This window comes from Streptomyces deccanensis (assembly GCF_022385335.1).
In the GTDB taxonomy this organism is placed as follows: Bacteria; Actinomycetota; Actinomycetes; order Streptomycetales; family Streptomycetaceae; genus Streptomyces; species Streptomyces deccanensis.
The window spans coordinates 8,735,660-8,750,217 of the sequence record NZ_CP092431.1; the positions used below are offsets into that span (position 1 = coordinate 8,735,660).

The window sequence follows — 14,558 nt, forward strand, 5'->3', positions numbered from 1 at the left end:
AGTCCGCCCCTCGCACAACCCGGCTGTCAGCGGCCGAAGTTGAACCAGTTCACGTTCACGAAGTCCTGCGCCTGACCGCTGGTGAAGGTCAGATACACGTCATGGGTGCCGGTGACCCGGCTCATGTTCGCCGGCACCGTCCGCCATGACTGCCAGCCACCGGTGTTGGCGATCGAGAAACTGCCGACCGGCGCGTTCGACCGGCTGTCGAGCCTGACCTCGACCAGGCCGCTCACCCCCGCGTTGGCGCCGGAGGCCACCCGGGCGACGAACTGTGTCGCGGCCGTGGAGCCGAAGTTCACGTTCTGGAAGAGCGCCCAGTCGCCGTTGGCCAGCGCGCCGATGTTCTGGCCGCCACCGGTGTCGGACGTGGACTCGGTGAGGGTGCCGCTCTGCCCGTTGTACGACTCGGCCTGGATGGCGCTGTACGCGTCCCGGGTGCCCGTCGGCGGCGGGGTGGTGGTGCCCCCGGCGGCCGACAGCACCTGCACGTAGTCGACGACCATCGGCACACCGGAGCGGGTGTCACCGTCGAGCCCGCCGCCGAACGCGTCGGGGAAGGCGCCGCCCATCGCCACGTTCAGGATGATGAAGAACCCGTGGTTGGTGGCGTTGGTCCAGGTGGTCGCGTCGACCTGGTTCGCGTTGACCGAGTGGAACTGGGTGCCGTCGACGGAGAACCGGATCGTCTCCGGGGTCACGGAGCGGTCCCACTCCATGGTGTACGTGTGGAACCCGGACTGACAGGTCGTGCCGGGGCACGCCGTGGAGTTGCCGATGCCGGTCGTCTCGTTGCACGGGCCACCGGGGTTGGTGCCGCAGTGCATGGTGGCCCAGACCTGGTTGCGGCCCTGCACGTTCTCCATGATGTCCAGCTCGCCGACGCTCGGCCAGTTCTGGTAGTTGCCCCGGTAGGGCGCGCCCAGCATCCAGAACGCCGGCCAGTAGCCCTCGGCGGCCGTTCCGGTGACGTTCGGCATCTGGAGCCGGGACTCGACCCGCAGCTTGCCGCCCGCCGGGGGCTGGAAGTCGGTGCGGTTGGTCTCGATCCGGCCCGAGGTCCAGCGGCCGGCCGCGTCCCGGATCGGGGTGATGCGGAGGTTGCCGTTGCCGTCGAGGGAGACGTTGGCAGTGCTGTTCGTCATCGTCTCGACCTCGCCGGTGCCCCAGTTGGCGGGCCCGCCCGGGTACGAAGTCCCGGTCGCGTACTGCCAGTTGGAGGTGTTCACGCCGGTGCCGGCGGCGCCGTTGAAATCGTCGACGAAGACCTGCGTCCAGCCGGCGGGCGGGGTGGGGGCGGCGCCCTGCGCGGTCGTCGCCCACGCCGTGGCCAGCGCCAGCGCGGTGGCCACGGCGAGGAACGCGCGCCGGAGCGGGCGGCGGAGCGGGCGGCGACGTCCTGCGGGTGTTCCGGTGTCGGGTGTGCCGGGGGCTTCACTCATGGCGGCCTCTTCGGTGTACGGAGTGAAAAGCGCGGGTGGGGGGAGCGCTCCGTGGAGTCCCGTCCTGAGAGCGCTCTCAAAGAAGAGCGTGCGGTCAATGTGCGCTCCGGCGCTGCGGGCGTCAAGAGTTAAAGCGGAGAAAGTCCTTGCGGGGGCGCCGAGTTCACGATCTGAAGACGCGCTGTCTCGGCCGGTGACCGGACCCGCTCGCCGATATGACGGGCCGTCAGTCGCCGAAGGTCGACACGGTCGCCCCGGTCTTCATCGGCTCGTCCGGGTTCACCGAGAACGCCATGTTCCCGGCCGTCGCCACGATCGCGTCGTCCACGAGCAGCACCCGGGGCGGGGTCTCGGTCGCGATGTCCCCCGGGTCGTCGAGCGCGTCCGTGCGCCACACCTCGGCGCCCGTCCGGCTGTCCAGGGCCAGCAGCCGGCCGAACCGGTTGGCGAAGTAGATCTCGTCACGGGCCGCCGACACCACCGGCGCGGACAGGTTCTCCATGTCGGTGGTCCGCTCCCACAGCACCTTGCCGCTCGTCGCCGACACGGCGGTGACCGAGCCGCTGGTCCGCACGAAGTACACGACCCCGTCCACGAGCGTCGCCGCGCCCCGCAGCGCGCGCTTCAACGGGATCCGGGTGACCTTCCCGGTGTCCGGGTCCACCCGCAGGAACGCGTCGTACGGCCGCTCGTACCCGGCCTGGTAGACCTCCTCGGTGGTCTCCGCCTTCAGGAACAGCGGCCGTCCGTCGACGGCGCCCAGGGCGAGCGACTTCTCGGGCATCGGGGTGCGTTCCCGAGGAGTGCCGTCGTCCGGATCGAGGCGTACCAGCGTGAACGGGCGGGTGTCGAGGAAGTCGTCGCCCTCCCAGCACAGTTCGTACGGGGCGTCGCCGAGCACCGTGGGGACGCAGTTGATTCCGGCGGGCTCGGACGTCCGCCACAGCTCCTTGCCCGCCGTGTCGTAGGCGATCACGTCGTAGTGGTCGGGTGCGAGGGTGAGGACGCCGCCGTCGAAGAGGGGTGCCACCTCGCTCGCGCTGATGGGCCGGGACCACCGCTGCTTCCCCGTGCGGGTGTCCAGGGCCACCAGGCGCCGCTGCGTGCTGTCGGGTTCCGTGTAGACGAAGACCAGGCCGTCCCGTACGCCGATGGGCCGGGCGGTCTGCGGGAGTTGGCCGTACCGCCATCCCGTCTCGCCGGTGGCGGCGTCCAGCTTCGCGACGAGGAAGCCCGTACCGCCGCAGTACAGGTCCGTGCCGTCCGTCCGGCAGCCCGTGTCGTCGTAGTTGACCGGGATGTAGTCGGCGGGAAGGCCGCTGTCGGCCCGCAGCCGGGTCTGCCACGGCCGCCAGCCCTCGGGGAGCGACGCGGCACGGTAGTCGACAGTGGCGCCGGTGCCGCCGGACGCCGTCGAGGTGTCCTCGGCCCCCGGGTGGAGGAGCAGCGCGGCGGTCAGCGCGGAGACGGTCAGGGCGGCGCCGAGCCCGACGAGCAGCAACCGCCGTCCGCCGCGCGGGCGGGGGAGGCGTCCGCCGACCGGGCGACGGTCCGGCGAACCGCCGTCCGTGGGGCGGCGGTCCGGTGAACCGCCGCTCGTGGGGCGACGGTCCGGCTGCCGGTCGCTCGTGGTCGTGTCGTCGGCCCGAGCGGCGTTCCGTGGGCCGGTGTCGGCCTGGCCGGCGTCGTCCGGGTAGGTCGCCAGATCCGCTTCTTCGCCTGTGCCGGTTGCCGTGCCCGTGCTCTTGTCCGTGCCCGTCTCCGGTATCGGTACCGGCGTCGGCGCGGCGCCCTGCGTGCCGGTGGCCGTGGCGGGCGAGGTCGCGAACTCCAGGAACAGGCCGTGCAGTTCGGTGAGGTCCGGGCGGGTCATCGGGTTCTTGTCCAGGCAGCGTTCGGCGACGGTGCGCAGCGGTTCGGGCACCGCGTCCAGCTTCGGGGCCTCGAACATGACCTGGTAGCCCGCCAGATAGGGGCTCTCCGCCTTGAACGGGCTGTGCCCGCTGGCGGCGTACACCAGCAGCGACCCCAGCGAGAACACGTCCGACGCCTCGGTGACGTCCCTCGGCGAGCGCAACTGCTCCGGTGACATGAACGGCGGCGTGCCGATCACCCGTCCGGTCACCGTGAGCGGCAGGTTGTCGCCGGCGCGGGAGATGCCGAAGTCGATGACGCGCGGGCCGTCCTCGGCCATCAGGACGTTCGCCGGTTTCAGGTCCCGGTGCACGACCCCCGCCCGGTGGATGTCGCGCAGCGCCTCGACGAGCCCCAGCGCGAGGCCCCGGATGCGGGCGCCGCGCAGCGGCCCCTCCTCGCGCACCAGATCGGAGAGGGTCGGACCCGGGACGTACTGCGTCGCCATCCAGGGCCTGGCCGCCTCCGGATCGGCGTCCACCACGGCGGCCGTGAACGCCCCGCTCACCCGCCGCGCCGCCGCGACCTCCTGACGGAACCGGGAGCGGAACTCCTCGTCGTCGCGGTACTGCGCGTGCACCAGCTTGATCGCGACCAGTCGTCCCGACGCGGACCGGGCGCGATAGACGACCCCCATGCCGCCCGAGCCGAGCCGGTCCTCCAGGGCGTATCCGCCTATGACGGTGGGATCGTCGTCCCTCAGCGGCATTTCCCACCACGCTCTTGTCCGTACGACAGCCCCGCACGGAGCAGCCTAGGCGATCGGCGCGGGACCGCCCGACCAGGGGCACCGCGGGACCGCACCGGACCGGTGACCGGGCCCCGTCGGGGCCCGGCTTATTCGATGGCCGCGCGCGACGCGGCCCGTTACCTTCCCCCCATGGCGACGACTGAGGGCATGTGCACGGACCGGTTCAGCGCGGTGCGCGAGGCGTTGGCGGCCTCGTTGGACGACAAGGACGTGGGTGCCTCGGTCGCCGTGTACGTGGACGGTGAGCCCGAGGTCGATCTCTGGGGCGGGTACACCGACATCGACCGCACCGTCCCGTGGCAGCGGGACACCCTCACCCATGTGTGGTCGACCACCAAGACGATGACGGCCCTGTGCGTGCTGATGCTCGCCGACCGGGGCGCACTGGACCTGCACGCCCCGGTGGCGACGTACTGGCCGGAGTTCGCGGCGGCGGGCAAGGAGGACGTACGCGTCAGCCATGTGCTCTCGCACACGGCCGGCCTGCCCCGCTTCGAGGCCCCCACGACGCTGGAGGACCTGTACGACTGGCCGACCGTCACCGCGCGGCTCGCCGCGCAGGCACCGGCCTGGAAACCCGGCACCGAGGCCGGCTACCACGCGATGACCCAGGGCTATCTGCTCGGGGAGATCGTCCGCCGGGTCACCGGCCGCAGTCTGGGCACCTTCTTCGCCGAGGAGGTGAGCGGGCCGCTGGGCGCCGACTTCCACATCGGGCTTCCCGCCGAGCACGACCACCGGGTGGCGCCGGTCATCATGCCGCCCTCCTCGCCGACCCAGGACGGCCCGCCGCCCAACCCGGCCATCCCGGACGGCGCCCCCAACACGACCGCCTGGCGAAGGGCCGAGATCCCGGCCGCGAACGGTCACGGCAACGCCCGCTCGGTCGCCGCCGTCCAGTCGCTGCTGTCCTGCGGCGGCGCGGCGCGTGGTGTGCGGCTGCTGTCGGAGGAGGGGTGCGCGCGGGTCTTCGAGGAACAGTTCGACGGCGTCGACAGCGTCCTGCGTGTCCCGATGCGCTACGGCATGGGCTACGGCCTGAACGGCGGCCAACTGCCCAACCCCCGCACCTGCTTCTGGGGCGGCTGGGGCGGCTCGCTCGTCCTGGTCGACCTCGACGCCCGGATGACCGTGGCGTACATGATGAACCGGATGATCGACGGGGGCCTCGGCGACGAGCGGGGATTCGCGATCCTCGCGGCCGCCTACGAGGGCCTGTCGGCCTGAACTGCCCTGGACCCACGGCACAACCGCATCGACGGCATCACGCACCGGCCCCGGAAGTCCCCCGAGGCCGGTGCGCGGCATGTCACGGACGTCTGGCAAGATCACCCCGCACCCGGTGGAACCAGAACCCCGCGTTCCCCCTCTCCAGAGGCGGAGGACGCGCAGTCGACCACCGCGGCCTCCACCGACCTGCCGCAACAAGCTGTTCATGCCCTGTGCATGGTTCTGCTCCGGGTGCCCCCTTCACCATCGGACCCACGACCACCCGCCGATCACCACCCAGGAGTTCGCATGCCCAGCCGCCGCCGTTTCCTCGCGGGGACCGCCGCCGTCGGCGCGACCGGGGCGGCGGCCGGCTGTGTCGCGCACGACGGACGCAGGGGCGGCGCCCACGATGCCGCCGATCCCGAGGGGAGCCGGCCGTCCGCGCCGGTCGTGCCCGCGGCCCGCACCCCTTCGCAGCGCCCCAACTTCGTGGTCGTCCTCGCCGACGACCTCGGCTACGGCGAACTCGGCTCCTACGGCCAGAAACTGATCGACACCCCGCGCCTGGACGCCCTGGCCGCCGAGGGGCTGCGCTTCACCGACGCCTATGCCGCCGCCCCGGTCTGCGCCCCCTCCCGCTGCTCCCTCCTCACCGGGCTGCACAGCGGCCACGCCACCGTCCGAGAGAACCCCTGGGGCCCGGGTGGCCAGGGCGCGCTGACCGAGCGGGACTTCACCTTCGCCGACGCGCTGCGGGCCCTCGGCTACCGCACCGCGCTCATCGGCAAGTGGGGCTTCGGCCCGGAGCGCCCGAACCAGCCGAGCCACCCCAACTCGCGTGGTTTCGAGCAGTTCTACGGCTATCTCACGCACAGGCACGCGCACGAGTACTACCCGACGTACCTCTGGGACAACGGCGAGAAGCAGGAGATCCCGGAGAACCGGGACGGCGCCCGCGAGGTCTACGCCCCCGACCTCATCGAGGAGCGGGCCCTCGGCTTCGTCGACGCCCACAAGGACGAGCCGTTCCTGCTGTTCCTCGCCCCGACCGTGCCGCACGCCCCGAGCCTCGCCCCGAAGCTCGGCGCGTACGCCGAGGAGCCCTGGAGCCGCCCGGACAAGGCGCACGCGGCGCAGGTCACCGGTCTGGACACCCTGGTCGGCGCTCTCGTCGACCGGCTCAGGGAGCACGGTATCGACCGGCGCACCGTCGTCCTCGTCACCAGCGACAACGGCCCGCACGAGGAGGGCGGCACCGACCCGGACCTCTTCGACGGCAACGGCCCGCTGCGCGGCTACAAGCGCAATCTGTACGAGGGCGGCATCCGCGTCCCCCTCATCGCTTGGTCCCCGCAGCGAGTCCCCGCCGGTACCACCGACCGTCCGACCCCGCTGATCGACCTGCTGCCGACCCTCGCCGAACTCGCGGGCGCGCCCGCGCCGTCGGACATCGACGGGCTCTCCGCGGCTCCCCTGCTGCGGGCCGGCGGCGCCGAGGCCGCCCGCCACGGCCATCTGTACTTCTACCGCAACCACAGCGGCGTCACCCCGCGCGCCGACCGGGTCGACGGCGGCCGGACGCGACGGCTGGCCGAGGCGGTGCGGCGCGGCGACCTCAAGGCGGTGCGGTTCGCCCCCGGCGAGGACCGGACGGCGCCGGACGACCGGTGGCAGGTCGAGCTGTACGACCTGGCCCGCGACCCGGGTGAGCGGAACGACCTGGCGGCGGCCCGGCCCGCCCAGGCCGACGCGCTGGTCCGGCTGATGCGGACCTCCTGGGTGGACGACTACCGGCGCAAGCCCTACGGCGTCACCCTCCACGTGACCCGGCGGGGCGGCACGTTCCTCGTCACCGCGACCTGCGCCAACGGCTCCGCCCGCCCCTGGACCGCCGCACGTCTCGCCCTCACCGCGCCGAACGGCTGGCAGACGCGCGCACTCGGCACGGTCACCGCCGACCGCATCCGCCCCGGCGGACGGTTCGTCGCCCGCTGGGAGGTCACCCCCGCCGCCGACGCCGACCAGGGCCGGCTCACGGCCCGGGCCACCGCCACCCACGCGGGCGCCGCGGTGACGTACACCGCACAGGCGTCGGTCGGGAAGTAGACGGCCGGAAGCGGGGCGACGGGACGCCCGCCGAGCGGCCGGCTCCTCGTCAGGAGGCGGACGTGCCCCGGCCCGGGATCAGCGACCCCCGCCGGGGCGCGTCCGGCTGCCAGCCCAGGGCGCGTGAGATCCCGCGTGCCGCCACCCGTACTGCGGGCGTCAACACCGGTACCTGGGCGCCGGCTTGCGGCACCACGACCGACACGGCGGCCACCACGGACCCGCCAGGCCCGCGTACCGGCGCGGCCACCGACAGCGCGTCCTCGGTGACCTGACGGCTGCTCACCGCCACGCCCGTGCGCCGTACTTCGGCGAGCACCCGGCGCAAGCGGGGCCCGTCCGTGATGGTGTACGGCGTGAAGGAGGCCAACGGCCCCTGGCAGTAGGCCTCCTGGGAAGCCGTGTCCCCGTGGGCGAGGAGCGCGAGGCCCACGCCCGTGGCGTGCAGGGGCCAGCGGGCGCCGACCCGGATGTGGACGCCGACGGCGGAGCGTCCGGAGAGCCACTCGATGTAGACGACCTCGTCCCCGTCGCGGACCGCGAGCTGCACGTTCTCGTGCGTCGCCTCGTACAGGTCCTCCAGGTACGGCAGCGCGATCTGGCGCAGGGCGAGCCCGCGCGGGGCGAGCGCCGCGAGTTCCCACAGCCGGAGCCCCACGTGGTAGATCCCGCCCGCGTCGCGCTCCAGGGCGCCCCACTCGGTGAGCGCGCCGACCAGCCGGTGGGCCGTGGTGAGGGTCAGCCCGGCCCGGCGGCTGATGTCCGTCAGCGAGAGCGCCGGGTGGTCGTGGTCGAAGGCGGCCAGCACGGCGAGCAGCCGGTCGGGCGCGGAGCGGGCGGCTCCCGCGAGCGCGTCGGTGGTCATCGGCATCGTGGCGTCACCCCAGTCCGGCCTCGGCGATCTTCTGCAGCAGCGCGTGGAGCGTCTCGCGTTCGGCGGCGTCGAGGGGCTCCACCAGTTCGTCGGAGACCCGCTGTCCGGCCTCGTCGGTGTCCCGGAGGAAGGACCGGCCGTCCTCGGTGAGCACGACGATACGGCTGCGGCGGTCGTCGGGGGAGGGGCGCCGCTCGGCGAATCCCAGCTTCTCCAGGTCGTCCACCAGCCCGACGATCGCGCTCGGGTCGTAGCCGAGCGTCGCGCTCAGCTCGCGCTGGAGCGCGCCCGGGGAGGTGGCGAGGAAACGCAGCAGCGCGTAGTGCCGCAGCCGGAGGCCCGACTCCTGGAGGGTCGAGTTGAACAGCTGTCCGGACCGCAGCCCCAGCCGGTACAGCAGATAGCCGGTGTCCGCGTGCAGCCCGCGCATCCACGGCTCGTGCGCGTCGATCGAGGCGGCGTCCTGCGTCTGCTGGCGGGCGATGGCGGGCTCCCTGGTCGAGGCCCCGAGCAGGGGCGGCGCGTACGTACCGCACCAGCATGGCGCAACGCCCGGGGAACAACAACTATTGACGTCAACAACTATTGCTCTTAACTTCGATTTCGAAGCCGCTCCGCCACTCGAAGGGACCCACTCGTGTCCAGCATCGATCTCACCGGCAAGGTCGCCGTCGTCACGGGCAGTGGCCGTGGCCTGGGCCTCGCCTACGCACAGGCCCTCGCCGCCGCCGGCGCCTCCGTCGTCGTCAACGACATCGACGAGGCCGTGGCCGAGGCGGCCGTGAAGTCCATCACCGAGGCGGGCGGCAAGGCCGTGGCCGAGGTGGTCCCGGTCGGCACGACCGAGGCCGCCGACCGTCTGGTGGGCCGGGCGGTGGAGGAGTTCGGGCGGCTGGACATCCTGGTCACCAACGCGGGCATCCTCCGCGACAAGGTGCTGTGGAAGATGTCCGACGACGACTTCGACGCCGTGATCACCACCCACCTCAAGGGCACCTTCACCTGCGCCCGCGCCGCCGCGATCCGCATGCGCGAGCAGGGCGAGGGCGGCTCGCTGATCCTCGTGGGCTCCCCGGCCGGCCAGCGCGGCAACTTCGGCCAGACCAACTACGCCGCGGCCAAGGCCGGCATCGCCGCCTTCGCCCGCACCTGGGCGATGGAGCTGGGCCGCGCGAACATCACCGTCAACGCGATCATCCCGGTCGCCGCCACCGCGATGACCGAGACCATCCCGGTCTTCGCCCCGTACGTGGAGGCCCTGCGCGAGGGCAAGCCGTTCCCGGACTTCCTGCGCAAGGGCGAGGGCTTCGGCACCCCCGAGGACTGCGCGGCCCTGATCCCGTTCCTCGCCTCCGAGGCGGCGCGCGGGGTCACCGGCCAGGCCATCGGCATCGGCGGCGACAAGGTGGCACTCTGGTCGCATCCGCAGGAGATCAAGACGGCGTACGCGAACGGCGGCTGGACCCCCGAGGCCCTCGCCGACGTCTGGCCGACCTCGCTGGGCGCCGAGCCGCAGACCGTGGGCATCCCCGCCCCGAAGATCCCGGAGGCGTGATGAGCCAGGCCATGAACGTCGAGGAACTCGTCGCGATCGACGTCCACACGCACGCGGAGGTGTCCTCCAAGGGCAACTCCTCCCTGGACGACGACCTCCACGACGCCTCCTCCGCGTACTTCAAGGTCGAGGGCAAGCGGAAGCCGACCATCGAGGAGACGGCCGCGTACTACCGTGAGCGGAAGATGGCCGCCGTGATCTTCACGGTGGACGCCGAGTCCGCGACCGGCACCGAGCCCGTCCCCAACGAGGAGGTCGCCGAGGCCGCCGCCGCCAACGCGGACGTCCTGATCCCCTTCGCCTCCATCGACCCCTTCCGCGGCAAGGCCGGCGTCAAGCAGGCCCGCCGGCTGGTCGAGGAGTACGGGGTCAAGGGCTTCAAGTTCCACCCCAGCATCCAGGGCTTCTTCCCCAACGACCGCTCGGTGGCGTACGACCTGTACGAGGTCATCGAGGAGACGGGCACCATCGCCCTCTTCCACACCGGCCAGACGGGCATCGGGGCGGGCGTGCCCGGTGGCGGAGGCATCCGCCTGAAGTACTCCAACCCGCTGCACGTGGACGACGTCGCCGCCGACTTCCCGCACCTCAAGATCATCCTGGCGCACCCGTCGTTCCCCTGGCAGGACGAGGCCCTGGCGGTCGCCACGCACAAGCCGGGCGTGCACATCGACCTGTCCGGCTGGTCGCCGAAGTACTTCCCGCCGCAGCTCGTGCAGTACGCGAACACCCTCCTCAAGGACAAGGTGCTCTTCGGCTCCGACTACCCCGTCCTCACCCCCGACCGCTGGCTCGCCGACTTCGAGAAGCTGTCGATCAAGGACGAGGTCAAGCCGAAGATCCTCAAGGAGAACGCCGCCCGTTTGCTCGGCCTGACGAAACCGTAGAGGACGCAGATGGACCTCCCCATGTGCAACGACGGACAGGGGCACAGACATGCGCAATGAGGGACTGGGGTCGTGGCCCGCCCGCCGGGCCCGCAAGACCCCGCAGCGCACCGCGCTGATCCACGGCGACACGAGCCTCACCTACGGGGAGCTGTACGAGCGCACCACACGCCTCGCCCACGCCCTGCGCGCCTCCGGCGTACGCCGCGGCGACCGCATCGCCTACCTGGGGCCCAACCACCCCTCGTACCTGGAGACGCTGTTCGCCGCCGGCACTCTCGGCGCGGTCTTCGTCCCGCTCAACACCCGCCTCGCGGGCCCCGAGATCGCCTACCAGCTGGCGGACTCCGGGGCCAAGGCACTGGTGTACGGCGCCGGGTTCACCGGACTCGTCGCCGGACTGCCCGGCGGCGAGACCGACGTGCGCACGTTCGTGGAGATCGGCACCGAGTACGAGGCGCTGCTCGCGGGGGCCGGCGCCGAGCCGATCGACCAGCCCGTCACCGCCGACGACACCTGCATCATCATGTACACCTCGGGGACAACGGGCCGCCCCAAGGGCGCGATGCTCACCCACGGCAACATCACCTGGAACGCCGTCAACGTCCTCGTCGACCAGGACGTCATCACCGACGAACGCGCCCTGGTCTCCGCGCCGTTGTTCCACACGGCCGGGTTGAACATGCTCACCCTGCCCGTGCTGCTCAAGGGCGGCACCTGCGTCCTGGTCGAGGCGTTCGTCCCGGAGGCCACCTTCGACCTGATCGAACGGCATCGGATCACCTTCATGTTCGGCGTGCCGACCATGTTCGACCAGATCGCCCGGCACCCGCGCTGGGCCGACGCCGACCTGTCGTCGCTCCGGATGCTCTCCTGCGGCGGCTCCCCGGTCCCGACCCCGCTCATCGCCAGGTTCCAGGAGCGCGGGCTCACCTTCCTCCAGGGCTACGGCATGACGGAGGCGGCCCCCGGCACGCTCTTCCTCGACGCCGAGCACGCCGTGAGCAAGGCCGGGTCGGCGGGCGTCCCGCACTTCTTCAGCGACGTACGGGTCGTACGGCCCGACATGACCCCGGTCGACGTCGACGAGCCCGGCGAGGTCGTCGTCCGCGGCCCGCACGTCATGCCCGGCTACTGGGGGCTGCCGGAGGAGACGGCCGCGGTGTTCGCCGACGGCTGGTTCCGCAGCGGGGACGCGGCCCGGGTCGACGAGGACGGCTATGTCTTCATCGTCGACCGCATCAAGGACATGATCATCTCCGGGGGCGAGAACATCTACCCCGCCGAGATCGAGGACCAGCTCCTCGCCCACCCCGACATCGTCGAGTGCGCGGTCATCGGCGTCCCCGACGACAAGTGGGGCGAGGTGCCACGAGCCGTGGTCGTACCCCGCGAGGGCGTCTCGTTGGACGCCGACGAGGTGCTGGCCTCGCTGGCCGGGCGGCTCGCCAAGTACAAGATCCCGAAGTCGGTGGTGATCGCGGACGAACTGCCGCGCACCGCCTCCGGAAAGCTCCTCAAGGCCCGGGTGCGCAAGCGCTACGGCACCAACTCTTAGCTAAGGAACGTCCTATGAGCATCACCGTCAACGGCATCGACGAGCTCAAGAAGCTCGCCGGCAGCGACCTCGGCACCAGCGAGTGGATCGAGGTCACCCAGGAGCGCATCGACACGTTCGCCGACGCGACCGGGGACCACCAGTGGATCCACGTCGACCCCGAGAAGGCGGCCGAGGGCCCCTTCGGCGCGCCGATCGCCCACGGGTACCTGACCCTGTCGCTGTTCATCCCGCTCTTCACCGAGCTGCTGGACGTCGAGGGCGTCTCGACGAAGGTCAACTACGGCCTGAACAAGGTGCGGTTCCCCTCGCCGGTGAAGGTGGGGTCGAAGATCCGGCTGGTGGGCAAGCTGGCGTCCGTGGAGGACGTGCCGGGTGGGGTGCAGATCACCGTCGACGGGACGATCGAGATCGAGGGGGCGCCGAAGCCGGCGGCGGTGCTGCAGAGCCTGTCTCGTTTTTACGCCTGAGCGCCGTAGAACCTGAGGGACGTGGGGGACTGCGGACCGTCGTGGCTGGTCGCGCAGTTCCCCGCGCCCCTAACAGAATCCGCCGCTCAACTCACGTCCACGAAGACCGGGTTCGAGTAGAACCACGTGTCCTCCCACGGGTCGCCGTCGCCCGGGGCGTGGGGGATCGGGCCGTGCGGGTCGACGGACGCGCCCAGGTAGCCGGCACCGTTGCGCTTGCCGTCGCTGCCGCGCAGGCGGAGGTAGAAGGACTCGTCGCCCGCCGTGACCGGGACACGCAGGGTGTACGTGCCCTTGCGACCGCTCACGTCCTTGGTGTGCACGACCCTCGTGTCCGGGGCCTTCCAGACGTCCCGGTCGGTCACCGGACCGCGCACCGCGCCCCGGATGACGTCGACATGGGCCAACTCCGGCAGGATCCCCTTCGGGTTGGCGCGGGACGCGGTCGTCACCGTCACGTTCAGCGTGAGCCTCTCGCCCTTGCGGACGCGCAGCCGGCCGCCCAGGGTGACACCCCGGCCGTGGTCACGGTCGCGCTTGACCCGGACGTCCAGGCCGTCCAGTAGGTGGCCGTGGTCGAGCCAGACGCGGCCCGCGCGCAGGCCCGCCATCACCGAGCGGTATCCGTGGCGGGTGACGCCGACGTGGGTGCGGCTGAACTGGCCGGGCCAGAAGTCGCTGCCCGGCTGCGGGGTGTCGGTGTTCACCGGGTCGGGCAGCTTGCCCGTGTTGTCGAAGTTCTGCCCGGCCGGCCAGTCACCGTTCTTCCAGGTGTCGAAGACGATCCGGTGGGCGTCGGAGTTCGTGGTGATCGAGAACAGCCTGCCCTCGGCCAGCATCGCGTCCCAGAGTCCGCCCACGGTCGCCGTCGACCAGTCGAAGCCGCCGTACGTCAGGTACGCCTCCGCCGGATAACCGGGCCAGGACTGGGCGGAGGGCTTGTTCTCGTACTCGCCCCGGATCGAGGTCGTCCCCCGCCAGCCGGGGATGGCCGCGCCCTGGGCGCCGGGGGCGCCCTCCATGCCGATCATGATCTCGGGTGCCGCGTCGCGCCAGTTGCGCAGTTCGTGCGGGGAGTCGATGCCCAGCCGCAGGGGGTGGTTGGCGAGGACCAGCACGTCGTCGACGTAGCCCGAACGGCGTTGCTGTGCGAGCCACTTGATCGCCTTGACCGCGTGCGCCTCGTTGCGGGCGGTGTCCGCGCCGCCGACGGAACCGTCCGTGTAGCCCAGCAGCTTGCCGTCGTACGCGCGCTCGAAACGGGTGAGCAGGTCGACCTCGTGCCGGCCGGGCGTGGTGAAGACCGTGCAGTGCTCGGCGGCCGGGATGTACCACTCCAGGCCCTGGAAGATCAGCTGTCGAGGGTTCTCGGCGCGGGCCTTCAAGATCTCCTTGTGCTCCAGCGCGGCCCCGAAGTCGGCGTGCCCGAAGTTGGAGTGCTCGGTGAACACCATCCAGTCGAGACCGTACGTCGCGCCCGCCGAGGCGAGTTGGGAGAACGTGTACTTGGCGTCGTGGCTGTAGACGGTGTGGATGTGGTGGTCGCCGACGAGATAGGCGAGCCGCGGGTCCTCGCCCCCGTACGGGCGGGTGCCGGCCGCGGCCGGAGTCGTCAGGGCACCCGTCGCGCCCATCGCGAACGCCGCGCCGAACAGGCCCGCGCCCCGCAGGAGTCCCCGGCGCGACACCCCCTGCGCGTCCAGGTCGGTGGCGGAGACGGACGGATCGGCCCAGGCGGGCAGCTGCTGTTCGGGTGTGCCGGACAGGTCGGACATGGTCTGCGTTCCTT

The 14,558-nt window shown here is 71.8% G+C and carries 11 protein-coding genes; 6 read left to right on the plus strand and 5 right to left on the minus strand.

Annotated elements, in window-relative coordinates:
* Positions 1-26: 26 nt before the first annotated feature.
* Complete coding sequence (locus L3078_RS38470; protein WP_239758756.1) at positions 27-1,442, minus strand: glycoside hydrolase family 16 protein; 1,416 nt, start codon at positions 1,440-1,442, stop codon at positions 27-29.
* Between the two features lie 226 nt (positions 1,443-1,668).
* The gene (locus tag L3078_RS38475) at positions 1,669-4,065 is read right to left on the minus strand and encodes a serine/threonine-protein kinase (protein ID WP_239758758.1); all 2,397 of its coding nucleotides are present in this window, start codon (positions 4,063-4,065) and stop codon (positions 1,669-1,671) included.
* A 171-nt stretch (positions 4,066-4,236) separates the two neighbouring features.
* Between L3078_RS38475 and L3078_RS38480 the strand changes: the two genes are divergently transcribed.
* Together L3078_RS38480 and L3078_RS38485 are read left to right on the plus strand one after the other, a co-directional pair.
* Complete coding sequence (locus L3078_RS38480) at positions 4,237-5,334, plus strand: serine hydrolase domain-containing protein (protein ID WP_239758760.1); 1,098 nt, start codon at positions 4,237-4,239, stop codon at positions 5,332-5,334.
* A gap of 291 nt (positions 5,335-5,625) precedes the next feature.
* Positions 5,626-7,425: a sulfatase-like hydrolase/transferase gene (locus L3078_RS38485; RefSeq protein WP_239758762.1), complete on the plus strand. Its 1,800-nt coding sequence runs from the start codon at positions 5,626-5,628 to the stop codon at positions 7,423-7,425.
* Between the two features lie 49 nt (positions 7,426-7,474).
* Here L3078_RS38485 and L3078_RS38490 read toward each other — a convergent pair whose 3' ends face one another.
* On the minus strand, positions 7,475-8,296 hold the full coding sequence (locus L3078_RS38490; RefSeq protein WP_239758764.1) for an IclR family transcriptional regulator: 822 nt from the start codon (positions 8,294-8,296) through the stop codon (positions 7,475-7,477).
* Positions 8,297-8,303: 7 nt separating this feature from the next.
* Positions 8,304-8,729, minus strand: coding sequence for a MarR family winged helix-turn-helix transcriptional regulator (locus L3078_RS38495; RefSeq protein WP_239758766.1), 426 nt, complete (start codon positions 8,727-8,729; stop codon positions 8,304-8,306).
* A 207-nt stretch (positions 8,730-8,936) separates the two neighbouring features.
* Here L3078_RS38495 and L3078_RS38500 point away from each other — a divergent pair, with 207 nt between their 5' ends.
* Genes L3078_RS38500 through L3078_RS38515 form a run of 4 tightly spaced genes read left to right on the plus strand, consistent with a single transcriptional unit; the run spans position 8,937 to position 12,769 of the window.
* On the plus strand, positions 8,937-9,854 hold the full coding sequence (locus L3078_RS38500) for an SDR family NAD(P)-dependent oxidoreductase (protein WP_275593202.1): 918 nt from the start codon (positions 8,937-8,939) through the stop codon (positions 9,852-9,854).
* A gap of 11 nt (positions 9,855-9,865) precedes the next feature.
* Complete coding sequence (locus L3078_RS38505) at positions 9,866-10,741, plus strand: amidohydrolase family protein (RefSeq protein WP_239760647.1); 876 nt, start codon at positions 9,866-9,868, stop codon at positions 10,739-10,741.
* Between the two features lie 49 nt (positions 10,742-10,790).
* Positions 10,791-12,299 carry an o-succinylbenzoate--CoA ligase gene (menE, locus tag L3078_RS38510; RefSeq protein ID WP_239758768.1) on the plus strand — a complete coding sequence of 503 codons (1,509 nt, stop codon included), beginning with the start codon at positions 10,791-10,793 and terminating at the stop codon, positions 12,297-12,299.
* Positions 12,300-12,313: 14 nt separating this feature from the next.
* Positions 12,314-12,769 (plus strand): MaoC family dehydratase, encoded by a 456-nt coding sequence (locus tag L3078_RS38515; RefSeq protein ID WP_239758770.1) that lies wholly within the window; start codon positions 12,314-12,316, stop codon positions 12,767-12,769.
* 86 nt (positions 12,770-12,855) lie between these two features.
* Here the strand turns inward: L3078_RS38515 and L3078_RS38520 are convergent, their stop codons facing one another.
* Positions 12,856-14,544: a PHP domain-containing protein gene (locus L3078_RS38520; protein ID WP_239758772.1), complete on the minus strand. Its 1,689-nt coding sequence runs from the start codon at positions 14,542-14,544 to the stop codon at positions 12,856-12,858.
* Between the last annotated feature and the right edge of the window lie 14 nt (positions 14,545-14,558).